Origin of the sequence: Streptomyces sp. DH37 (assembly GCF_029813835.1) — a bacterium.
Lineage (GTDB): Bacteria > Actinomycetota > Actinomycetes > Streptomycetales > Streptomycetaceae > Streptomyces.
The window spans coordinates 130,939-151,892 of sequence record NZ_JARVKV010000010.1; the positions used below are offsets into that span (position 1 = coordinate 130,939).

The 20,954-nt window shown below is 75.2% G+C and carries 20 protein-coding genes; 9 read left to right on the forward strand and 11 right to left on the reverse strand.

Going from position 1 to position 20,954, the window contains the following annotated elements:
* Nucleotides 1–100: 100 nt before the first annotated feature.
* Genes QC029_RS08400 through QC029_RS08410 form a run of 3 tightly spaced genes read right to left on the reverse strand, consistent with a single transcriptional unit; the run spans nt 101 to nt 2,783 of the window.
* A complete protein-coding gene (locus QC029_RS08400) occupies nt 101–1,192 on the reverse strand; it encodes an ATP-binding protein (RefSeq protein ID WP_279554847.1) in 1,092 nt (363 codons plus the stop codon).
* The gene (locus QC029_RS08405) at nt 1,189–1,956 is read right to left on the reverse strand and encodes a response regulator transcription factor (protein WP_279554848.1); all 768 of its coding nucleotides are present in this window, start codon (nt 1,954–1,956) and stop codon (nt 1,189–1,191) included. Before QC029_RS08405 ends, QC029_RS08400 begins: the two co-directional genes overlap by 4 nt.
* Before the next feature lie 59 nt (nt 1,957–2,015).
* Entirely contained in the window at nt 2,016–2,783 is a 768-nt protein-coding gene (locus QC029_RS08410; protein WP_279554849.1) for a spermidine synthase, read from the reverse strand.
* Nucleotides 2,784–2,940: 157 nt separating this feature from the next.
* Here QC029_RS08410 and lon point away from each other — a divergent pair, with 157 nt between their 5' ends.
* Both lon and QC029_RS08420 read left to right on the forward strand, forming a co-directional pair.
* Entirely contained in the window at nt 2,941–5,421 is a 2,481-nt protein-coding gene (gene lon / locus QC029_RS08415; RefSeq protein WP_279554850.1) for an endopeptidase La, read from the forward strand.
* Between the two features lie 126 nt (nt 5,422–5,547).
* Complete coding sequence (locus tag QC029_RS08420; RefSeq protein ID WP_279554851.1) at nt 5,548–6,039, forward strand: MarR family winged helix-turn-helix transcriptional regulator; 492 nt, start codon at nt 5,548–5,550, stop codon at nt 6,037–6,039.
* Here QC029_RS08420 and QC029_RS08425 read toward each other — a convergent pair.
* Entirely contained in the window at nt 6,036–6,833 is a 798-nt protein-coding gene (locus tag QC029_RS08425; protein WP_279554852.1) for a hypothetical protein, read from the reverse strand. The two genes, QC029_RS08420 and QC029_RS08425, sit on opposite strands and share 4 nt — an antisense overlap.
* A 408-nt stretch (nt 6,834–7,241) precedes the next feature.
* Between QC029_RS08425 and QC029_RS08430 the strand changes: the two genes are divergently transcribed.
* From QC029_RS08430 to QC029_RS08450, 5 genes are all read left to right on the forward strand, one after another.
* Nucleotides 7,242–10,130: a nitrate- and nitrite sensing domain-containing protein gene (locus tag QC029_RS08430; protein ID WP_279554853.1), complete on the forward strand. Its 2,889-nt coding sequence runs from the start codon at nt 7,242–7,244 to the stop codon at nt 10,128–10,130.
* A complete protein-coding gene (locus QC029_RS08435) occupies nt 10,127–10,681 on the forward strand; it encodes a roadblock/LC7 domain-containing protein (protein ID WP_279554854.1) in 555 nt (184 codons plus the stop codon). The genes QC029_RS08430 and QC029_RS08435 overlap by 4 nt, the downstream gene beginning before the upstream one ends.
* Entirely contained in the window at nt 10,678–11,067 is a 390-nt protein-coding gene (locus QC029_RS08440) for a DUF742 domain-containing protein (RefSeq protein ID WP_093662003.1), read from the forward strand. Before QC029_RS08435 ends, QC029_RS08440 begins: the two co-directional genes overlap by 4 nt.
* 70 nt (nt 11,068–11,137) lie before the next feature.
* Nucleotides 11,138–11,755: an ATP/GTP-binding protein gene (locus tag QC029_RS08445; protein ID WP_279554855.1), complete on the forward strand. Its 618-nt coding sequence runs from the start codon at nt 11,138–11,140 to the stop codon at nt 11,753–11,755.
* An 80-nt stretch (nt 11,756–11,835) separates the two neighbouring features.
* On the forward strand, nt 11,836–13,089 hold the full coding sequence (locus QC029_RS08450; protein ID WP_279554856.1) for a styrene monooxygenase/indole monooxygenase family protein: 1,254 nt from the start codon (nt 11,836–11,838) through the stop codon (nt 13,087–13,089).
* Nucleotides 13,090–13,141: 52 nt separating this feature from the next.
* On the opposite strand, the gene QC029_RS08455 is transcribed toward QC029_RS08450, so the two are convergent.
* The 7 genes from QC029_RS08455 to QC029_RS08485 form a co-directional block, all read right to left on the reverse strand.
* On the reverse strand, nt 13,142–13,840 hold the full coding sequence (locus tag QC029_RS08455) for a hypothetical protein (RefSeq protein ID WP_279554857.1): 699 nt from the start codon (nt 13,838–13,840) through the stop codon (nt 13,142–13,144).
* Between the two features lie 151 nt (nt 13,841–13,991).
* Nucleotides 13,992–15,269, reverse strand: coding sequence for a beta-1,3-glucanase family protein (locus tag QC029_RS08460; protein WP_279554858.1), 1,278 nt, complete (start codon nt 15,267–15,269; stop codon nt 13,992–13,994).
* 263 nt (nt 15,270–15,532) lie between these two features.
* On the reverse strand, nt 15,533–16,438 hold the full coding sequence (locus QC029_RS08465) for a hypothetical protein (protein WP_279554859.1): 906 nt from the start codon (nt 16,436–16,438) through the stop codon (nt 15,533–15,535).
* Between the two features lie 93 nt (nt 16,439–16,531).
* Nucleotides 16,532–16,831 carry a hypothetical protein gene (locus QC029_RS08470; RefSeq protein WP_279554860.1) on the reverse strand — a complete coding sequence of 100 codons (300 nt, stop codon included), beginning with the start codon at nt 16,829–16,831 and terminating at the stop codon, nt 16,532–16,534.
* Between the two features lie 10 nt (nt 16,832–16,841).
* A complete protein-coding gene (locus tag QC029_RS08475; RefSeq protein ID WP_279554861.1) occupies nt 16,842–17,564 on the reverse strand; it encodes a TetR/AcrR family transcriptional regulator in 723 nt (240 codons plus the stop codon).
* Nucleotides 17,565–17,611: 47 nt separating this feature from the next.
* Nucleotides 17,612–18,541, reverse strand: coding sequence for a diiron oxygenase (locus tag QC029_RS08480; protein WP_279554862.1), 930 nt, complete (start codon nt 18,539–18,541; stop codon nt 17,612–17,614).
* A 209-nt stretch (nt 18,542–18,750) separates the two neighbouring features.
* Nucleotides 18,751–19,203, reverse strand: coding sequence for an SH3 domain-containing protein (locus tag QC029_RS08485; protein WP_279554863.1), 453 nt, complete (start codon nt 19,201–19,203; stop codon nt 18,751–18,753).
* Nucleotides 19,204–19,717: 514 nt separating this feature from the next.
* On the opposite strand from QC029_RS08485, the gene QC029_RS08490 reads away from it, so the two are divergent.
* Both QC029_RS08490 and QC029_RS08495 read left to right on the forward strand, forming a co-directional pair.
* Entirely contained in the window at nt 19,718–20,716 is a 999-nt protein-coding gene (locus QC029_RS08490) for a helix-turn-helix transcriptional regulator (RefSeq protein ID WP_279554864.1), read from the forward strand.
* A complete protein-coding gene (locus tag QC029_RS08495) occupies nt 20,713–20,922 on the forward strand; it encodes a DUF397 domain-containing protein (protein WP_279554865.1) in 210 nt (69 codons plus the stop codon). The genes QC029_RS08490 and QC029_RS08495 overlap by 4 nt, the downstream gene beginning before the upstream one ends.
* The last annotated feature ends 32 nt before the right edge of the window (nt 20,923–20,954 follow it).

Below are 20,954 nucleotides of genomic sequence, written 5' to 3' on the forward strand. Positions count from 1 at the left end.
TCTCTTTGGCGGGAAACGAACATGGTTCGGCGGAATCCGGGAAGGGGCGACCCGGGAACGGGCCCCTGCCGCGCTCCCTCACCTCGCGCCTCCCTCGAGCCTACGTCAACTCCAGGCCGGAGGTGTCGCCGGGAAGGCTGACGAGGATCCGGCAGCCGCGCGGGGATTCGGCCACTCCGATCCGTCCGCCGTGCAGATCCACCGCCCAGCGCGCGATGGCCAGGCCCAGCCCCGTGCCGCCGTCGCCGCCCTTGGCCGAGGCGGAGCGGCCGAAGCGCTCGAAGACCCGGTCGCGGTCCGCCTCCGGGATGCCCGGTCCCTCGTCCAGCACCTCCAGCTCCAGGCTCAGCGGCGCCCGGCCGGGACGCGCCCGCACCGTCACGCGGCCGTGGGGCGGGCTGTGCTTGACGGCGTTGTCGATCAGGTTGGCGGCCACCTGGTGCAGCCGCTCGGTGTCGGCGTACGCGACCAGCTCCGGGGGGTTCACCTCCAGGTGCAGGTGGACGTCGGTGCGGGCGTGCCCCTCGCCCTTGGTCATGTTGGCCTCCTTGAGCACGCCGGCCAGGAACGGCCACACCTCGAAGCGCCGGGAGCGCAGCGGCACCACGCCGTTGTCGAGCCGGGACAGGTCCAGCAGGTGCGCCACCAGGCGGCCCAGGCGCTCGGTCTGCTTCAGCGCGGTGTCCATGGTCGCCGGATCGGCCTCGGAGACCCCGTCCACCACGTTCTCCAGCACCGCGCGCAGCGCCGCGATCGGGGTGCGCAGCTCGTGGGAGACGTTGGCGACCAGCTCCTTGCGGTGCCGGTCGACGGCCTCCAGGTCGGCGGCCATGCGGTTGAAGGTGTCGGCCAGCTCGCCCAGCTCGTCGCGGCGGTCGACGCGGACCCGCCGGCTGTAGTCGCCGCGGGCCATCGAGCGGGCCGCGTCCGTCATCTCGTCCAGCGGCTCGGCCAGTCCGTGCGCCACGAACTGGGTGACCACCAGCGAGGCGATCACCGCGAGCAGGGCGATCACCCGCAGTTCGATCGCCGAGTGGACCGCGACGATGGTCAGCAGGGTGGTGATGGCCACCGTGACGATCACCAGCGCGCCCAGCGCGGCCTTGACCGAGCGGTACGGGTCCAGGGGCCGCACCCCCTCCCAGAACCGGTCCCACAGGGAGCGCCAGCGGCTCACGCCCGCTCCGCTCATGTCCAGTCGGAGGCCGGGGCGGGCGCCTCCAGCGCGTAACCGACGCCGTGGACCGTGCGTATCCGCTCCGCGCCGATCTTCCGGCGCAGCGCCTTGATGTGGCTGTCGACCGTCCGCGTGCCCGAGGCGTCCGCCCAGTCCCACACCTCGGCCAGGAGCTGCTCGCGCGAGAGCACCGCGCGGGGGGAGTTGGCCAGGCAGACCAGCAGGTCGAACTCGGTCGGGGTGAGGTGGACGTCCCTGCCGGAGACCCGCACCCGGCGCTGGGCGTGGTCGATCTCCAGCTCGCCCAGCCGCAGCGTGCCCGAGCGGGGGGAGGCCGCGGCGATCGTGGCCCGCTCCACGCGGCGCAGCAGGACGTGGACGCGCGCGACCAGCTCCCGCATGGAGAAGGGCTTGGTCATGTAGTCGTCCGCGCCGACCCCGAGGCCGACCAGCATGTCGGTCTCGTCGTCCCGGGCGGTGAGCATCAGCACCGGCACCGGCCGCCGGGCCTGCACCCGGCGGCAGACCTCCAGGCCGTCGAAGCCCGGCAGCATCACGTCCAGCACGAGCAGGTCGGGCTGCCACGCCTCGGCCGTCTCGACCGCCGCCGGGCCGTCCCCGGCGGTGCGGACCTGGAAGCCCTCGGCGCGCAGCCGGGCGGCGACCGCCTCGGTGATGGTCGGGTCGTCCTCCACGACCAGGACCCGGCGCTGGGCGCCGGGGGTGGCCGCCGCGGCGGGGGTGCCGCCGTGGGACTGCGTCGTGCTCCTGTGGTCCATACGCCTCGCCCTGCCGCTCGGTTTTCTTGCAAGAGCGTAAGGGGCCCGTGTGCGGTGCGCTACGCCGGTCGGGTGGCGAGGTGGATCACGTCCGGGACGCCTCGGACGACGGGGACCTCTTCGGTGCGCACCCGCGTGAACCCGGCATTCCGCAGGGCCTCGCCGAACGCCGGGGACGGCCGCGCGGACCACACGGCCAGCACTCCGCCGGGGGTGAGCCGCCGGGCGCAGGCGGCGAGCCCGGCGGGGGAGTAGAGGGAGGCGTTGTCCTCGGTGACCGTCCAGTCGGGACCGTTGTCGACGTCCAGGCACAGCGCGTCGTACGGCTCGCCGCCGTCGGCCAGGTGCGCCAGGAGGTCGGCGCGGACGATCCGCACGCGCGGGTCGGCCAGCGCCCCGGCGGTTCCCAGCTCGGCGGCGGACTCGCCGAGCGGGCCGTCGAGGTGCCAGTCGACGATCGCCTCCTCCCGCTCGACCACCGTGATCCGCCCCCAGCGCGGCTCGGCCGCCGCCTCGGCCAGCGAGAAGCCGACGCCCAGCCCGCCGATCAGCACGGCGGGCGCCGGCCGGCCGCCGAGCGCGTCCAGCTCCTCCAGCGCGGCCCGCACCAGCAGCCGCTCGGAGCGGCCGTCGGAGGTGTCCATCAGGAAGCAGCCGTTGGCGATGATCTGGAGCAGCCCGCCGTGCCGGCGCAGGACGACCTCGCCGTGGGGCCCCTCGCGCCGGTCCAGTACGCGGGGCCGCTCGGCGCCGGAGGCGCCGGCCCCGTGCCGGGCGGCCTCGTACCCGGCCGCCCCCTGCTCGGCTGTCTCGTGCGGGAGGTGCATGCCGACCATCCTGCCGGTGCCGCGCGGAGCGCACCGGGGAGTCGCTGCGGACGGTGATCGCTCAGAGCGAACGCGTGCCGGGGAACACCGTGCTCCTTCCGGGCATTGAAGAGACATTGAGTCGCCCAAGCTCAATTTGACTGCCGAGGGAGAGATCATGGCTCTGCCGCCCACAACGCTCACCCTGCCCGTGCTGCCGCTCGACAACGAGGTGGTGCTGCCCGGGATGGTGGTGTCGCTGGACCTGTCGGACGCCGAGGTGCGGGCCGCGGTCGAGGCCGCCCAGTCCGCCGCCGGAAGAGGCGGCGCGGGCGGACCGAACGGCGGGAACGACGGGAACGACAGGAACGGCGGGAACGGCGAGAAGCCGCGGGTGCTGCTCGTGCCGCGGATCGACGGCGCCTACGCGGCGATCGGTGTGCTCGGCCTCGTGGAGCAGGTCGGGCGGCTGGCCGACGGCGACCCGGGCGCGCTGATCCGCGGCGTCGGCCGGGTGCGGATCGGCGCGGGCACCACCGGACCGGGCGCCGCCCTGTGGGTGGAGGGCACCGAGATCGGGGAGGGCGCCCCGGACCCCTCCTCCGCCTCCGGCGGGGAGACCCCCGCGCCCGGCGCGGTCGCCGAGCTGGTCAGGGAGTACAAGGCCCTGGCCACGAGCTGGCTGCGCAAGCGCGGCGCCTGGCAGGTCGTGGACCGCATCCAGCAGATCGACGACCCCGGGCAGCTCGCCGACAACTCCGGCTACAGCCCCTTCCTCGGCTCCGGGCAGCGCGTGAGGCTGCTGGAGACCACCGACCCGGTGGAGCGGCTGAGGCTGGCCGTCACCTGGCTGCGCGAGCACCTCGCCGAGCAGGACGTCGCCGAGGCCATCGCCAAGGACGTCCAGGAGGGCGTGGACAGGCAGCAGCGCGAGTTCCTGCTCCGCCGCCAGCTGGAGGCCGTCCGCAAGGAGCTGGCCGAGCTGGGCGGGCAGGCGGGGGACGAGGGCGACGACCACCGCGCCCGGGTGGAGGCCGCCGACCTGCCACCGAAGGTCCGCGAGGCCGCGCTGAAGGAGGTCGACCGCCTGGAGCGCGCCTCCGATCAGAGCCCCGAGAGCGGCTGGATCCGCACCTGGCTGGACACCGTCCTGGAGATGCCGTGGAACGAGCGGACCGAGGACGCGTACGACATCGCCGGGGCCCGCGCCGTCCTGGACGCCGACCACGCCGGGCTGGAGGACGTCAAGGAGCGCATCACCGAGTACCTGGCCGTCCGCAAGCGCCGCGCCGAGCGGGGCCTGGGCGTGGTGGGCGGGCGCCGGGGCGGCGCGGTGCTGGCCCTGGTCGGGCCGCCCGGCGTCGGCAAGACCTCCCTCGGCGAGTCCGTGGCCCGCGCGATGGGCCGGAAGTTCGTCCGGGTGGCGCTCGGCGGCGTCCGCGACGAGGCCGAGATCCGCGGCCACCGCCGCACCTACGTCGGCGCGATGCCGGGCCGGATCGTGCGGGCCGTCAAGGAGGCCGGCTCGATGAACCCGGTCGTGCTGCTCGACGAGATCGACAAGGTCGGCAGCGACTTCCGCGGCGACCCGGCCGCCGCCCTGCTGGAGGTCCTCGACCCCGCGCAGAACCACACCTTCCGCGACCACTACCTGGAGGTCGAACTCGACCTGTCCGACGTGGTGTTCCTGGCCACGGCCAACGTCCTGGAGGCCATCCCGCAGCCGCTGCTGGACCGCATGGAGCTGGTGCGGCTGGACGGCTACACCGAGGACGAGAAGGTCGTCATCGCCCGCGACCACCTGGTGCCCCGCCAGCGCGAGCGCGCCGGGCTGGACTCCGGCGACGTGACGCTCCGGGAGGACGCGCTGCGGAAGCTGGCCGGCGAGTACACCCGCGAGGCGGGGGTGCGCGACCTGGAGCGGTCCGTCGCCCGGCTGCTGCGCAAGATCGCCGCCCGGCACGAACTGGGCGAGCGCGAGCTGCCGCTGACCGTCGGCGCGGACGACCTGCGCGCCCTGATCGGCCGCCCGCACCACACCCCCGAGTCCGCCCAGGACCCGGCCGAGCGGCGCACCGCGGTCCCCGGCGTGGCCACCGGGCTGGCCGTCACGGGCGCGGGCGGCGACGTCCTCTACATCGAGGCGTCGCTGGCGGACCCGGAGACGGGCGCCTCCGGCCTGACGCTGACCGGGCAGCTGGGCGAGGTGATGAAGGAGTCCGCGCACATCGCCCTCTCCTACCTGCGCTCGCGCGGCGCCGAACTGGAGCTGCCGGTCGGCGACCTGAAGGACCGCGGCGTCCACCTGCACATCCCGGCGGGCGCGGTGCCCAAGGACGGGCCGAGCGCGGGCATCACCATGACGACCGCGCTGGCCTCGCTGCTGTCGGGCCGCCGGGTCCGCCCGGACGTGGCGATGACCGGCGAGGTCTCGCTGACCGGCCGCGTCCTGCCGATCGGCGGGGTGAAGCAGAAGCTGCTGGCCGCGCACCGGGCCGGGATCACCACGGTGATCATTCCCAGGCGGAACGAGCCGGACCTGGACGACGTGCCCGAGGAGGTGCTGCGGAAGCTGGACGTCCACCCGGTCTCGGACGTCCGCCAGGTGCTGGAACTGGCCCTGACCCCGGTCGCGGCGGACCTCCCGGCCGCCGCCTGAGCGGCGCCGGGCGCCCCCGGCGCGGGTGGGAAATACTGGTGCGGGCCGCGGCTCCCGGCACACCCCGCCGCAGGGGGCGCCGCGGCCCGCCCCCTCCCCGTCGCCGACCCCGGAAAGAGCGCAGACGTGCACGACAGCGGGACAGCGGACGGCCCCGGCGGGCCGGGCCCGGAGTTCCTGGCGCTGGAACACGAGCTGGCCGTCTTCCTGCGCAGGGCCCGGGCCTCCTCCGTGGAGGTGGCCCGCGAGGTCCACCCCGACCTGGAGCCCGCGGCGTACGGCCTGCTGCTGCGGCTGGCGGACGCCGGGCAGCAGCGCGCCACCGACCTGGCCGCCTACTTCGGCATCGGCAGGGCCACGATGAGCCGTCAGCTGCGCGCCCTGGAGTCCCTCGGCCTGGTCGCACGCGAACCCGACCCGGACGACGGCCGCGCCTGGCTGGTGAGCCTCACTCCCGAGGGGCGCGAGCGGTTCACCCGGATCCGCGAGGCCAGGCGCGCCCGCTACGTCCGCCGGCTCGCCTCCTGGGACCGCGGCGAGATCGCCGAACTGGCGCGCCTGCTCCACCGGCTGAACGAACCGGGCGACTCCGGCCCCGGCGGCCGGGGACCCGCCTAGAACTCCACCAGCACGGCCGTCGCGTCGTCATGGGCCTTGCCGCGCGGGAAGGCCGTACCGGCGCGGTCGGCCGACTCGGCGGCGCGCACCCGCGCGACGAGCGACCGCGGCCCCTCCCCGCGGAGCACCGCCATCAGCGCGGTCCAGTCGCCCAGGCGGAAGGTCTCCGCCCAGCGCGTGACGCCGTCGCTCAACGCCGCCAGCGCGCGCACCCGTTCGCGGGGCGCGGAGCCCGTCACCGCGCGCCCGGCCACCGCCGGATCGGCCGCCGCCGTGAAGAAGCCGCCCTCCGCGTTGCGCAGGGCCTCCAGGTACGCGGCGCGCTCGGCCGGGGGCAGCGCCCGCGCGGCGGGCCGCAGCCGGTCCAGCCGGGTGTCGAGCACGGGCGTCACCGCCCCGTCCGCGTCCTCCAGCAGCAGCGCCGAGTCGGAGAGCACCAGGTGCTCGACGGCCGATTCGTCCCAGCGGGCCAGCACCACCGTCGCCTGCGGGGTGCGGGAGTGAGAAAGGTCACACCCCGGTCCGTGGGAGGAGGCGGTCCGCCCGATGGCGGCGGCGAGGCACTCGGCCAGCGTCATATCCCGCCGCGAACCGGACAGTTCGAGCAGCGCTCCGCCCAGGCGCGCCACGTACCAGGGGACGTCGTGCTCGCAGCCGGTGTCCCCGGGAGGGGGCGTCACGCCGTCCAGCACCACCAGCGCTCCGCCCCGCCCTGCCGCAGGTAGGGCTACCGACGCGTAGTCCTCGTTGGGGACCCGGGGGCTGCCCGGCTCGCTGGCCATCTCGATCCGCATGCGCGCCAGTCTGCCGGAGCGGACCGGGGGAGGAGCCGGGCCGGGCGGGGGGCGGCGGACGGGGCCGCGCCGGCGGTGCGATCCGCGCTCCTTCGCCGGAGTTCTACCGGAATCTGGCTGTCCGTGAAACGGCGGGCGCGAATCTTTCCAAAACCGCGCGCGGATTTCCAACCCCCGGCCGGTGTGTGGCCAAACCGCCGCCGTCACCGGAGTTGTTCGGTAACTCCCTGGTGATGTTCACTCCTTCGGGTGGCCCGGCACGGAGACCGCCTCCGCTCCCACTGCAACGATGGAAACGTCGGTCGCCGCGAGCAGGCGCGGACGGGCGGGGTACGGTCCCTTGCCGCGCACGTTGGACTGTCGCCTTCCGGACGCGTCCGGGACGGCGGAACGAGATTGCGAGCACGGGTGGGGAAGAAGCGACACCGGAGCAGCCGGCAGGACCACCAGGACGGCACGGCCCCCACGCCGCCCCCCACGGGGCGCAGGGCGCGGGTGCGCAACAGGCTCCTCGCCTCCGTCGTCCTGTGCGCCGCCGCCGTACTCGCCGCGGGCGCGCCCGGCGTGGCCACCGCCTCGCGCGACCTGACCGACTCCCAGCGACTGGTCGACCGCGCCGGACTGGGCCGCGGCGCCGTCTCGCTCTCCCACGCCCTCGCCGACGAGCGCGACGCCGTCGTCCGCTACATCGCCGCGGGCCGCACCACCCACGACGGTGAGGGGCTCACCGAGCGGGAGCGCGCCCGCGTGGACCGCGGCATCCGGGAGCTGAGCGCCGACGCGCCCGCCGACGTGCGGCGGCTGCTCGACGCCTTCCCCGACACCCGCCGGCGGGCCGTGGCCGGGGAGAGCGGCGCCGTCGAGACCCACGAGGCGTACACCCAGCTCATCCAGTCCCTCAACAGCATCACCGCCGCCACCACCCGCGCCCTGCCCGCCCGCGCCGAGAACGCGACGGCCGACGCGCTCCCCGACCTCGGCCGCGCGGTCGAGCAGGCCTCCGCCGCCCGCGGGCTGCTGCTCTCCGCGCTCGCCGCCCAGGGCGAGCAGCCGCGCCTGACCGCCGCCGCCCAGCAGGCGCACCTGCGCGAGCAGGCCGCCCTCGCCGACTTCGACCAGACGGCCCTGGCCTCCGACCGCGACGCGTACGCCAGGACCGTCACCGGCACCGACGTGACGCTGGCCGAGCGCTATCTGGCCCGCCTCACCGACCAGCCGCGGCTGGACCACCAGGACCGGTCCCTGGACCGCGACCGGGTCGAGTCCGCGCTGACCGCCCGGGTGGACCGCATGCGCAGCATGGAGTCCTCGCTGGCGGCCGCCGAGGTGAAGCGGCTGGAGAGGCTGCGCGACGACGACCTGACCGCGCTGGAGCTGCGCATCGCCCTGCTGGGCGTCTGCCTGCTGCTCACGGTCGGCATCAGCGTGCAGACCGCCCGCTCGATGGCCCGTCCGCTGGCCGTCCTGCGGCGCGGCGGCGAGCGGGTGGCCGCCGACCCGGTCGGCGAGGAGCCGGTGGCGTACACCGGCCGCAACGACGAGTTCGCCGACGTCGTACGCGCCGTCAACCGCCTGCGGGAGACCGCCGCCGCGCTCCACGAGCGGGCCGTCCGGGCCGAGGCCGCCGCCGGCTCCGCCGCGGCTCCCGCCCACCCGGCCTCCGCCGACCCGCGGGCCGCCGACCCGCGGGCCGCCGACCCCGCGCGCGAGACGGCCGCCGAACTCGCCGCCGTGCGCGAGCGGCTGACCGCCCTGGCGGCCGAGCACGAGCGGCTGCTGCGCGAGCACGAGGCCGTGAAGGCCGCGGCCGGAGCCGCCGGGAGCGACGCCGCCGAGGGCACCGGAGGGGAGCGGCCGGAGTCCCGGCAGGGCGCCCCCCACGGCACGTACGTCCACCTCGCGCTGCGCACCCTGGGCCTGGTGGAGCGGCAGCTCACCCTCATCGAGTCCATGGAGCACGAGGAGAAGGAGCCGGACCGGCTCGCCACCCTCTTCAAGCTCGACCACCTCGCCACCCGGATGCGCCGCCACAGCGAGAACCTGCTGCTCCTGGCCGGGGCCGAGCACACCACCGGCCATCTGGAGCCGGTGCCGCTGCTGGACGTGCTGCGCGCCGCGATCAGCGAGATCGAGCGCTACGAGCGCGTGGAGATCGCCGCGCTGCCCCCGCACGCCCAGGTGTCCGGCTCGGCCGCCGACGACGTCAGCCACCTGATCGCCGAGCTGGTGGACAACGCCACCGCCTTCTCGCCGCCGGACGCCGAGGTACGGCTGTCGGGCTGGATGCTGGAGAACGGCGAGATCATGCTCTCCGTCGAGGACGAGGGCATCGGAGCGGCGCCCGAGCGGCTCGCCGAGCTGAACGCCAAGCTGGCCGAGGGCGCGTCCGCCGACCCGGAGGACGGGGACGTGCTGGGCATGGGCCTGTACGTGGTGGCCCGGCTCGCCGCGCGGCACGGCGTACGGGTGCAGCTGCGCGAGCAGAAGCAGGGCGGCATCGCCGCGGTCGCCGTCCTGCCGCGCGCCCTGCTGCCCGACCGCCCGATGCCCGGCGCCGCCGCGGGCCCCAAGGCCGCCGCCGCGGGCACGGTGCCGGCCCTGCCGGGCACGGTCGCCGAGGCCAACGGCAACGCGCTGCCGCCCCGCCCGGACCGCGTGCGGCCGGAGCCGGCCGGGGACGCGCCCGCGCCGGGCGCCGGCACCGCGGACGCCGCCGAGACCGCGCGGATCCCCCGGATCACCGAGCGCACCGCGCGGCCCGCACCGGCCGCCGGCGCGGGGAGCCCCGCCGGCGCCGCGGCCGCCGATGTCGCCGCCGACGTCGCCGAGGCCGCGGCCGACCCCGCGCGCGACGCCCTGGTCCGGGCCGCGGGGCCGTACTACATCGAGCCCGACGACCCCCGCGAGCACAGCCGGGCCCGGGACGAGACGCCGGTACCGGCGCCCGGAACCGTCCCCGCGCCGACGCCCGCGCCGACGTCCGCCCCCGCGCCGGAGGGCGAGCCCGCCCCGCGGACCGTCACCGCCAAGGGACTCCCCAAGCGGACGCCCCGGACGGTGGAGACCGGGGTCGACGTCCCCCGCCACCGCACGGGCGGGCTGAGGGCCGAGGAGCTGCGCAGGCGGCTCGGCGGCTTCCAGCAGGGCGCCCGGGACGGCCAGCGCGACGCGGAGGCCCAGATCGCCGCCGAGGAGAACGGCGGCGGACCGGGCGGCACACCGAACGGGACCGGCCGGAGCGAGGGCCGGGCAGGGTCGACGGACACGGGTGGCACTGTCGAGGAGGCACGGAAGTGAACGCGCCCACCACCGCACACACGCCCAGCAGGCAGGCGCGCAACCTGCGCTGGCTGCTGGCCAACCTGGTCGACGAGGTGCCCGGCGTACGGTCCGTCGCCGTGGTGTCCTCCGACGGACTGCTCCTGCTCTCCTCCGACCCGGGCCGGACCGCCGAGCCCGCCGACGGCCGGGACCGCGAGGAGCACGGCGGCGGGGAGCGCGGGGACGCCGGCGCCCCGCGCCGGGAGCCCGGGGGGCGGCCCGACCGGGGCCCCAGGGGCTCCGGCGCCGATCTGGCCACCATCGTCTCCGGCCTCGGCTCCCTCACCCAGGGCGCGTCGAAGCTGATGGACGCCGGCGCCGTCAAGCAGACCATGGTCGCCATGGACGAGGGCAGCCTGTTCGTGATGTCGATCAGCGACGGCTCGCTGCTCGGCGTCCACGCCGCACCCGACTGCGACATGAGCGTCGTCGCGTACCACATGGCCCTCTTCGTCGGCCGGGCCGGGCACGTCCTCACCCCCGAACTCCGCACCGAACTGCGCACGTCGATGGAGCTGGACCAGTGACTTCCCACAGCCCGCTGCCCGTACGCAAACCCGCGCGTGTGCGCCCCTACTCCCTGACCGGCGGACGCACCCGCTTCGGGCACGTCCTGCTGGTGGAGACCCTCGTCGCCGCCATCGAGGCCCCCGAGGCCCGCCTGGAGCTGACCTCGGGAGGCCTGCGCGACCGCGTGATGCCCGAGATGAGGGCCATCGTCGAGCTGTGCCGCCGGATGCGCTCGGTGGCCGAGATCGCCGCCCGCCTCCGGATGCCGCTGGGCGTGGTGCGCGTGCTGCTCAGCGACCTCGCCGACCAGGGCCGCATCCGGGTCTACGGCACCGGCTACGACAACGACCGCCCCGACCGCGCGCTGCTGGAGAGGGTGCTGGGTGGGCTCCGCAGACTCTGACGCCCCGCACCCCGCCCGGTGCCGTGCGGGGCGCCTCGACACCGACCGACGAAGACACCGAGAAAGACCCGTGGTGGACGCCGTGAACGACCCGGCAGAGAGCGACGAGAAGCTCCAGCCCTGGCAGGAGGAGCGCGGACGCGCCCCCATCTCCGTCAAGATCGTGGTGGCGGGGGGCTTCGGCGTGGGCAAGACGACCTTCGTGGGCTCGGTCTCCGAGATCGAACCGCTGACCACCGAGGCGGTGATGACCCAGGCGAGCGAGGGCACCGACGACCTCACCGCCACCCCGGAGAAGACCACGACCACGGTCGCCATGGACTTCGGCCGCGTCACCCTCGACTCCGACCTGGTGCTGTACCTGTTCGGCACCCCCGGCCAGCAGCGCTTCTGGTTCATGTGGGACGACCTGGTGCGCGGCGCGATCGGCGCGGTGGTGATGGCCGACACCCGGCGGCTGGAGGACTGCTTCCCGGCGCTCGACTACTTCGAGAGCTGCGCCCTGCCCTACGTCGTGGCCGTCAACCACTTCGAGGGGACGGAGTACTACGAGGCCGAGGACGTGCGCGAGGCGCTGTCCGTCCCCGACCGCGTGCCCGTCGTCGTCATGGACGCGCGCAAACGGGACACGGTCGTCGACTCGCTGACGGCGCTCGTCGGCCACGCGCTGGACCTCACCCCCGCCTGACCGGCGGCCCCGTCCCGCGTCCCACCAGCCCCCACACCCAGGCACCCCACAGTACCCAGGCACCCCAGGGGAGAACCGCCATGCGGAAGATACTCATCGTCGGAGCCGGCCAGTCCGGCCTCCAGCTCGCGCTCGGCCTCCAGTCGCACGGTTACGAGGTCACCGTGATGTCGAACCGCACGGCGGACGAGATCCGCGGCGGCCGGGTCATGTCGACCCAGTGCATGTTCGACCAGGCCCTCCAGCACGAGCGCGACCTGGAGATCAACTTCTGGGAGGACCAGAGCCCGCGGACCGAGGGCCTGGGCGTCTCGGTCGTCGGCCCCGACGGCCCCGGGGGGATCCCCACGCGCCCCGTCGACTGGGTGGGCCGGCTGGACGGCTACGCGCAGTCGATCGACCAGCGCGTGAAGATGGCCGGCTGGCTGGAGACCTTCGCCCAGCGCGGCGGCCAGCTCGTCATCCACGGCGCGACCGTCTCCGACCTGGACTTCTTCGCCCGCACCTACGACCTGGTGCTCGTCGCGGCGGGCAAGGGCGAGCTGGTGACGATGTTCGAGCGCGACGCCTCGCGCTCCCCGTACGACAAGCCGCAGCGCGCCCTGGCGGTGTCCTACGTGCACGGCCTGGAGCGGCGTCCGGAGCACCCGGAGATGCTGGCGGTGCGCTTCAACCTGGTGCCGGGCGTCGGCGAGCTGTTCATGATCCCCGGCTACACCGTCTCCGGCCCCTGCGACATCATGTTCTGGGAGGGCGTCCCCGGCGGTCCGCTGGACGTCTTCCAGGGCGTCAAGGACCCGGCCGAGCACCTGGACCTCACGCTGGAGCTGATGAGGCGCTTCACCCCGTGGGAGTACGAGCGGGCCCGCAAGGTCGAGCTGACCGACGCGGGCGGCACGCTCGCCGGCCGCTACGCGCCGACCGTCCGCAAGCCGGTCGGCCGCCTCCCCTCGGGCGGCGCGGTGCTGGGCGTGGCGGACGTGGTGGTGGCCAACGACCCGATCACCGGCCAGGGCTCCAACACCGCCTCCAAGTGCGCCGCCACCTACCTGGCCGCCATCCTGGAGCGCGGCGACGAGCCGTTCGACGAGGAGTGGATGCGGGCCACGTTCGAGCGCTTCTGGGAGGACACGGCCCGGCACGTCACCAAGTGGTCGAACGGCCTGCTGGCGCCGCCGCCGGAGCACGTGCTGCAGCTGATCGGCGCGGGCATGGAGCACCAGGAGCTGGCGGACCGTTTCGCCAACGCCTTCAGCGACCCGTCCGACCTGGAGAACTGGTTCTTCGACCCGGAGAAGGCCCGGGCGTACCTGGCGAGCCTGGCCTCCGCCTGAGACCCCGGCCGTCCGGCCCGCCTCCCCGGCCGTCCGGCCCGTCGCACCCGCCTCACCAGCCGTGCTGCGCCGCCTCGGCGCGGCGCAGCGCGGCCAGTTCCCCGTCGCTCAGGGAGGCGAGCCGCCGCTCGACCTCCGCCAGCAGCCGCCCGGCCTCCTCCCGCCGCCGTCCGCTGTCCGCGGCGAGCGTGTGCTGCCGGTCCAGGGCGTCGCGCGCACGGCTCGCGAGCCGGTCCAGCCGCCGCTCCTCGGCCGACAGCCGCGCCGCGGCCGAGGCCCGGCGCGCGGACATCCGGTCCAGCACCCGCCCGTGCTCCAGCACCTCCCGCACCTCCCGCTCGTCGCGGCCCAGCAGCAGCCGCACGGAGACCGGGAGCACTCCGGACGAGCCCCGGTACTGCTGCCGGGCGAGCCGTCCGGCCTCGTCGCGGGCCCGGGCCAGCCGTACGCGGGTGTCCGCCAGTTCGCGCTGGAGCCGGTCGACCTTCCCGCGCCGCTCCGCCAGCTCCCGCTCGGTGACGCGGTGCGCCGCGCCGGCCGTCTCGGCCCGCCGGTACAGGTCCCGCATCCGGGTGAGGAGTTCGCTGACCGGCTCGCCCCCCGCCCCGCCCGGGAGCGGCGGCGCGTCCGCGGCGGCGGCCGGTCCCGGTGCGAGGGCGACCGCCGCGGTGGTCACCGCCGCGACCACCGCCCGCACCGGACGGCCCCGCAGCAGGCGGCCCCACGGCAGACGACCCCGCGCCCTCGACACCGGCCCACCTCCGCGCTCCGCACCGTTCCACAGGGCTCCTGCGGCGATCGTGGCACGCGGGGCCGCGGCCGGCCTCCGGGCCGGTGCGCGGATGCGGCGATCGCCGTAACCGCGGCACCGGCCGGGTGAACCGGGCGGGCGGCCGGACCCGTCAGACGGGCCGCTTGACCGTGACCGTCAGCGCCCAGTCGGAGGGCCGCTCGGTGTACATCACCGCGCCCGCCAGGTCACCCTCCTCGGTGGGCGTGACGTCGTCGTAGGGGAAGGCGTACCCGCGTCCGTCGGCCGCCAGCTCGTGCACCAGCCGCGCGTACTCGTACCGCGGGCCGTGGGTGTAGAACTGCGCGGAGGTCGCGTCGGGCTGCGAGGGGTTGCTCAGCAGCGTGGTGCGGCAGAACGCGGCGCCCAGCACGGCGGCGACGCGCCCCTGCTGGGTGGCGTTGATCCCGTGGAGGGTGCCGTCGCAGCCGAAGATGTCGGCCTCGGCGGTCGTGCCGGCCGTCCCCGGCTTGGCGAAGGAGTTCGGGGAGCCGTCCGTGATGCCCTCGAAGACCAGCCGGTCGCCGTGGGTCCGGCCGACCACGGTCTTCCCCGGCCACACGTCGCCCAGGGCGATCCGCAGGTCCCTGCCGCCGTCGGCGCGGTAGGCGTGCCAGACCTCGTCGACGTAGGACCGGTAGTGCCCGGCGAACACCTCCGTGCCCAGGCCCGGGAGCTTGGCGGGGCTGGAGACCCGCACCAGCCGGTCCCCGTCGTACAGCGCGCACCTGCCCCAGTCGCCGCCGGCCTGCCGCAGCCGCTCGGCCAGCGCGGCGGTCCCGCCGGCGGGCATGCCGCCGACGTGCTGCACCGCCCCGCTGCCGGGGGTGAGGGTGAGGGAGATCGGGAGGGCGACGCCGTCCACGCAGGTGATGTTCCCCCAGATCCCGCTGGGGTTGTAGGTGAACTCGCAGTAGTCCCACGCGGTGCGGTACGAGGCGTCGGCGGGGTTGGCGGCCGACGGCTGGACGAGGGCGCCCGCGGCGCCGCCCGCGTTGGGGTTGGCGAAGAAGGAGACGCTCTCCCCGAGCGAGACGTACGCCCGCCCGCCGGTGAGGTGGTCGTTCAGGGGGATGTCCCGGTCGAACGGGATCCGGCGCGAGGCCAGGAAACCGCTCAGGTCGTGCATCCGCTCGGCCGGGTTGGGGATCGGGTCCAGGCGGCCGGTGGAGGGGTTGAGGAAGCCCTGCCCGCCGCCGGGGACGTCGGCGTGCACGTAGGCGAAAGCGGTGGACCGGCCGGTCTCGTTGACGAAGCGCACGGTCGGCGCGGCCGCCGCCGTACGCGCGGGGGAGTCGGCGGCGAAGCCGGAGGACGTGGCGGCGTAGCCGATGACGGGGGCCGAGACGGCGGCCGCGGACAGACCGAGGAACCTTCTGCGTGACACCACGGTGGGGATCTCCTGACGGACGTGGTAATGGCATGTGCACGACATGCATGGCCGTGCGTCCGGCCGCCACCCGAGGCGGGTGGGGCGAAGGCCGGATGGGGCCACTGTGGTGAGACCGCGTTCAAAGGTCAAGACTTCTGCCAGAGAGCGCTCTCATTTAAGGTTCGCTTACAACTCCTGAAAGATCAGGGCGAGATGAGGCCGCCCGGTGCGTCCCGTGCGCCGGGATCCACCCGGCCTGCCCGGGGCGTGCGGACCGGAACTCACCGGCCGAACCGGCGCCGTCCGCCCAGCTCACGGGCGAGTGCCGCGTGGGCGCCGATCGCGCGGAGCCAGAGCTCCGGCAGCCACGTGCCGGCCGGGCCCCACGCCCTCCCCGCCGGATCCAGGGACGCCGCGAGCGCGTCCGCCGCCGGACGGCGCCCGGGCTCGCGGTCCAGGCAGGCCAGCAGCACCGGGCGCAGGCCCGCGGGAACGCCCGCCGGCGCGGGCTCCCCCCGGCCGGGCGCCCCGGGCGTCTCGGATGTCCGGGGCGCCCCGGCGGGCGGCGGGCCGTCCCGGAAGGGGTGGCGGCCGCTCGCGGTGAGGGCGAGCAGGACGCCGAGGTCGAAGACGTCCTCGGCGGGCCCCCCGTGCCCGTCGGCGGGGGGCTCGCCGGCCAGGGCGCCGAGGGCGCAGTCCACGGCCCGGGGCCGGTCGGCGGCGACCAGCACGGAGGCCGGCCGCAGGGCGCGGTGGGCGACCCCGGCCGCGTGCAGGTCGGCCAGGGCGTGCGCCAGGGCGGCGCCGAGCGCCCGTACGGCGGCCTCGGGCGGCGGCCCGTACCGCACGAGCAACCGGGCGAGGCTGGGGCCGGGCACGAACTCCACGGCGGCCCAGGGCCGTTCGCCGTCCAGCTCGCAGCCCAGCGGCAGCGCCGCGTACGGGCTGGTCACCCGCGTCCGGACGGTGTCCAGGTCGCGCCGGAGCCGGGCCTTCAGCTGCCGGTCGCGCAGCAGTTCGGGACGGAGCGCCCGTACGGCGGCGAGCCGCTTGCGGCCGCCCCGCCGCGCGGCGCCGCGGCCCAGGTGGACCGGCCCCAGCGCGCCGTGGCCGAGCGTCCCGAGCAGCCGGTAGGGGCCGAGCCGACGGGGGGCGTCGGTGGCGGGGCGGGCCATGCCTGTGCTCACGGGCGGCAGACTAGAGGGGGTGGGCGGACGGCGGACGGGATGAGGAGAGCGGTACGCGATACCTGCCGCATCCCTCCGCAAACCCGGCCGGGCTCAGCGGCCCCCGGACTCCCCGGCCCCTCCGCCCGGCCGCCGGCTCCACGGCCACCTCGGCCCGCGCCGCGGCCGGCCCTCCGGCTGGTGGACGTACCGCCAGCCGCGCGGCAGCACCGACCACCTCCCGCCGCCGGGCACCGCCTCCAGCCGGTAGACGTGGACGACGGGCCTGCCGCCCGACGGATCGGGGACGGGGATCTCGTAGTACTTCGGCGGCCGTCCCGTGGGCCCCACCAGCACGGGCAGCACCCGCCCGTCCATCGGCCCGCCGGCGAACGCCGTCTCCTCGCTTCTCACCGCTCCAGTCTCACAGCAGGTGGAGCGCGTCGCCGACCACCGGGGCCACCCGCCGGGCCAGTCGGCCCACCGGCCCGTCCGGCCGCTCCAGTTCCAGGGCGGCGCGGGTGAGTTCGGCCGTCCGCGGGTCACCGGCGGCGGTGGCGGCGAGCAGGGCCAGGAAGTGGTCCACCAACCAGTCGCGCAGCTCCGGCAGCGGCGGCCGCTTGCCCTCGTCGAGCCAGATCAGCGAGGCGGCCTCCACCGCCGCGATCCAGGTGCGGACCATCATCCGCAGCCGCGGGCCCGGCCGCGGTCCCCGCGCCGGCGTCAGATGCAGCAGGATCTGCTCGGCCGCGGCCCGCCGCACCCCGTCCACGATCGCGTCCGTCCGGGAGGTGTCGGCGACGCTGCCGCCCTGGAGCAGTGCGGAGAAGCCCGCGTCGTGCCCGTCGACGAAGGCGAGGTAGCGGTCCAGCGCCCGCGACAGCCTGCGGCTGAGCGGACCGGTCTGCGGCTCGGCGAAGCACTGGCGCAGCTCGTCGGCCGCGCTGCCGAGGGCCGCCTCGTACAACTGCTGCTTGCCGCCGGGGAAGTAGCGGTAGACCAGGGGGCGCGAGACGCCCGCGGCGGCGGCGACGTCGTCGAGCGAGACGTCCTCGGGAGCGCTGTGCGCGAAGAGGACGAGCGCGGTGGTGATGAGCTGGCCGCGCCGCTCCTCCACGCTGAGCCTGCGGTACGCCGGGGCGGTCATGCAGGAAGCGTAACCGCCGCCGGCCGGCCCCGTCCCGTTCCGTCCCGCTACGCCAGCAGCCCGGAGCTCCGCCACAGCCGGCGGCCGGCTCCCCGCAGCACCCCGATCTCGTCCAGGAACTCCGTCAGCCGCTTCGCCCCCGTCTGCATCACCTCGCGGCGGTGGCCGCTGGCCCTCACCTGGGCGACGGCCTCGCGGCGGTCGAGCCCGACGTCGGTGTAGACCCGCGGGTTGACGAAGGACGCGGACATCACCCGGGCCGCCTGGCCCGAGCTGATGCGGGTCAGCTCCGCCTCCCAGCGCGGGCAGCTCGCCATCTGGCGGCGCAGCTCCTCGCGCGCGTAGCGCACGTGCCGGGCCTCCTCGACGACGTGGATGCGGGTGATCCCGCGCACCAGCGGCTGTATCCGCTCGTCGGGGAACGTCAGCCGCTGCATCCAGTCCAGGATCTCCTCGCCCAGCAGGGTCGCGGTGAACGAACCGGGCGTGGTGGAGACCGTCTTGAGCACCCGCGCCAGGTTGTGGTGGAGCCGCGAGACCGGGTACGGCCGCACCCCCGCCCGCTGGATGAAGCGGGTGAACATCTTGGAGTGGCGGCACTCGTCCTCGATCTCGGTGAGGGCGTAGCGCACGTGCGAGCTGGTCATGGGCTTGTCGTAGACGTGCCGCACCAGCAGCTGGATGAGGATGATCTCGAACCAGACGCCGAGCGAGGCCAGCGAGGCGGCCTCGTGGCGGGCGAGGTCCATCCGCTGCTCCTCCGGCATCCGCCGCCACAGCGGGGTGCCGTAGAGGGAGACCAGCTCCGGCGGCCAGAACCACTTGCCCTCCTCGAAGGGCGCGTCCCAGTCCAGCTCCCGGTCGGGGTCGAAGGAGTGCCTGGCCGACGATGCGAGCAGCCGTTCGGCCACCTGCTCGCGGTCCCTGAGCGGCCCGAGGGCGTCCCGGGGCCCTCCGGCGTCGGTCGCGGTCGTCATCGCGGGGCCACCTCACTGTCGGGGTTACTGGCGGTCACACCTGGTTCGCCTTTTATGAGACCGCTTGTCAGCAAGCCCGTCAATCCCCCGTGCGCGACCGGCCGTACGGGTCGAAGGCCCCGCGCGGGCCGAACGCGCACGGCGGCGCCCGCCCCCGCCGCCGGGTCGGCGGTGGGGGCGGGCGTCAGGGGTTCGGCCGGCCGGTGCCGTCAGTGCTTGCAGTAGTGCGGGGCCGGGCCGATGTTGACGACGTAGCGGGCGGAGACCCAGCCGTCGTGGTGGTGGTGCTTGCGGTCCAGCTTGTACCAGAGGTTGTTGCCGGCGACGTTCTGGCCGCGGACCTTGCACTCGATGTGGATGACCTTGCCGTAGGGCAGCGTGGCGAGGACCCGGCTGTGGGTGTTGGGGTGGGTGCGGACGTTCAGCCCGCTCCGCGCGATGACGCGACCCTTGTAGGTGTGGTGGCGCGAGTCGTCCATCGACTCGGGGGCCATCTCCGGGTTGCGGGTCTCGGCCTCGGCGCGCGGGGCCTGCTCGGCGCTCTTGCCCATCTCGGCGGAGGGGGCGGGCGGCTCGGCGAGGGCCGGCCCGGCGGCGGTGGCGAGTGCGACCGCACCACCGGCGGCGACCAGGGCGAGCTTGCTGAGCTTGGACTTCACCATCGTGGAGAAACCTCCTGGGAGGGGAGGGCCCGGTGCGGGACCGGGCCCGGGGAAAGGTCACGTGGACTGCGTCACGGCCCGTAGTGAGCCGATCACTACCACGCACAATTCACGTTAAATCGGCACATATGTGCACGCAATCCATCACGATGTGTGACCGGATCGGTCAAAGCCCAGCTCAGAGCGCGTTTGCCCTCGTGGGAGCGCTTTCCGCCCCGCTGTGCCGCACGGGTGAACGTGCCGCGTGTCCTCCCAGGTCAGCGGCCCGTCGCGTCACCCGGGCGCCGCGCCGCGCCGCGGGGAGGCCGCGGATCCCCGTACGGAGGCCCAGGACGCTGGACCGGCCGAATCGGCGGCCTCCCCGCGCCGCCGCCGGACACGGACGGCAGCCGCCGCGGGCGCCGGGCGGGGCCGTACACGGCCGCCGTGTACGGACGCGTCCGGCCGTCTGTGCGGGAGGAGGCGGTGACCGTACGCACGGCGCACAAGTTGGACGGGGCGGGGGTGATCCACCATGACCGACCGGTCACCGCAGCGGGACACCGAGGGCTCCGCGACCGCCGGAGCCGCCGCCGAGCACACCGAACACACCGGATGCACCGAACACGCCGCACATGCCGAACACGCCGCACATGCCGAACCGACCGCGTCCGACGCGTACACCGGCCCGGGCGCCGAGGCGCTGGACGGCACGGACGAGACGACGGACCTCTACCGCGCGATCGGCAGACAGATCAAGCTCCTGCGCGAGCGCGCCGGGCTCACCCAGCGGGAGTTCGGGGCCCTGGTGGGCTACGGCCTGCACCAGATCTCGGCGGTCGAGCGCGCCCACCGCACGCCGCAGCCGGAGCTGCTGGAGGCGGCCGACACCGTCCTGAACGCGGGCGGCCTGCTCAGAGCGGTACGGGACGACGTGATCCGCGCCAGGGCGCGGGCCAGGGTCCGGCACCCGGCGTGGTTCCAGGACTACGCCCGCCTGGAGGCCGACGCGGTCGAGGTCAACTTCTTCAGCACCCTGACCGTGCCGGGGCTGCTGCAGACGGAGGAGTACGCGCGGAGCATGCTCGAAGCGCGCATCCCACCGCTGGCCGAGGAGGTGATTCAGCAGCGGGCAGCGGCGAGGATGGCTCGGCAGGAGATCCTGAGGTGCTGGCCCGCACCCATGGTGACCGCGGTCATCGACGAATCCGTGCTGCGCCGCCAGATCGGGGGAGCGGAGGTCCAGCGAAAGCAGCTCAGGCACCTGCTCGACCTCGGGAGCCTGCGGAGCACGACCCTCCAGGTGCTTCCGCTCGACTGCGACGAGTACGCGGGGGCCGACGGGCCGTTCGTTCTGCTGACGCCCAAGGGCAGGGAACAGGTGGCATACGTGGAGGTCCAGGGCGTCAGTCGCCTGGTTACAGATCAGAGCCGGGTGCGTACTCTGGTGGCTCGATATGGAGGCATTCGGGGTCAGGCGCTCACACCGCGCCGGTCCATGGCCCTGATCGAGCAGATGCTGGGAGAGCGATGAACGCAGAGGTGTCCGCGTCGGATGCCGCAGTAGGGTTCGCCTGGCGCAAGAGCAGTTACAGCGGGGCCGAGGGCGGGGAGTGCGTCGAGGTCGCCGTCGCCGCCCCGGCCGTCCACGTCCGGGACTCCAAGAACGTACGGGGGCCGCACCTGTCCTTCGGCGCCTCGCAGTGGGCCGCGTTCGTGGACTTCGCGGCCGGCCGCTGACCGCCGCTGACCGCCGCGGGGCGTCGCCGACG

Bases quoted from the DNA above. Each gene is read 5' to 3' on its own strand.
- QC029_RS08410 (WP_279554849.1), bottom strand. From the start codon at position 2,783: ATGCACCTCCCGCACGAGACAGCCGAGCAGGGGGCGGCCGGGTACGAG.
- QC029_RS08425 (WP_279554852.1), bottom strand. From the start codon at position 6,833: ATGCGGATCGAGATGGCCAGCGAGCCGGGCAGCCCCCGGGTCCCCAAC.
- QC029_RS08485 (WP_279554863.1), bottom strand. From the start codon at position 19,203: ATGGTGAAGTCCAAGCTCAGCAAGCTCGCCCTGGTCGCCGCCGGTGGT.
- QC029_RS08490 (WP_279554864.1), top strand. From the start codon at position 19,718: ATGACCGACCGGTCACCGCAGCGGGACACCGAGGGCTCCGCGACCGCC.
- QC029_RS08450 (WP_279554856.1), top strand. From the start codon at position 11,836: ATGCGGAAGATACTCATCGTCGGAGCCGGCCAGTCCGGCCTCCAGCTC.
- QC029_RS08405 (WP_279554848.1), bottom strand. From the start codon at position 1,956: ATGGACCACAGGAGCACGACGCAGTCCCACGGCGGCACCCCCGCCGCG.
- QC029_RS08480 (WP_279554862.1), bottom strand. From the start codon at position 18,541: ATGACGACCGCGACCGACGCCGGAGGGCCCCGGGACGCCCTCGGGCCG.
- QC029_RS08475 (WP_279554861.1), bottom strand. From the start codon at position 17,564: ATGACCGCCCCGGCGTACCGCAGGCTCAGCGTGGAGGAGCGGCGCGGC.
- lon (WP_279554850.1), top strand. From the start codon at position 2,941: ATGGCTCTGCCGCCCACAACGCTCACCCTGCCCGTGCTGCCGCTCGAC.
- QC029_RS08400 (WP_279554847.1), bottom strand. From the start codon at position 1,192: ATGAGCGGAGCGGGCGTGAGCCGCTGGCGCTCCCTGTGGGACCGGTTC.
- QC029_RS08495 (WP_279554865.1), top strand. From the start codon at position 20,713: ATGAACGCAGAGGTGTCCGCGTCGGATGCCGCAGTAGGGTTCGCCTGG.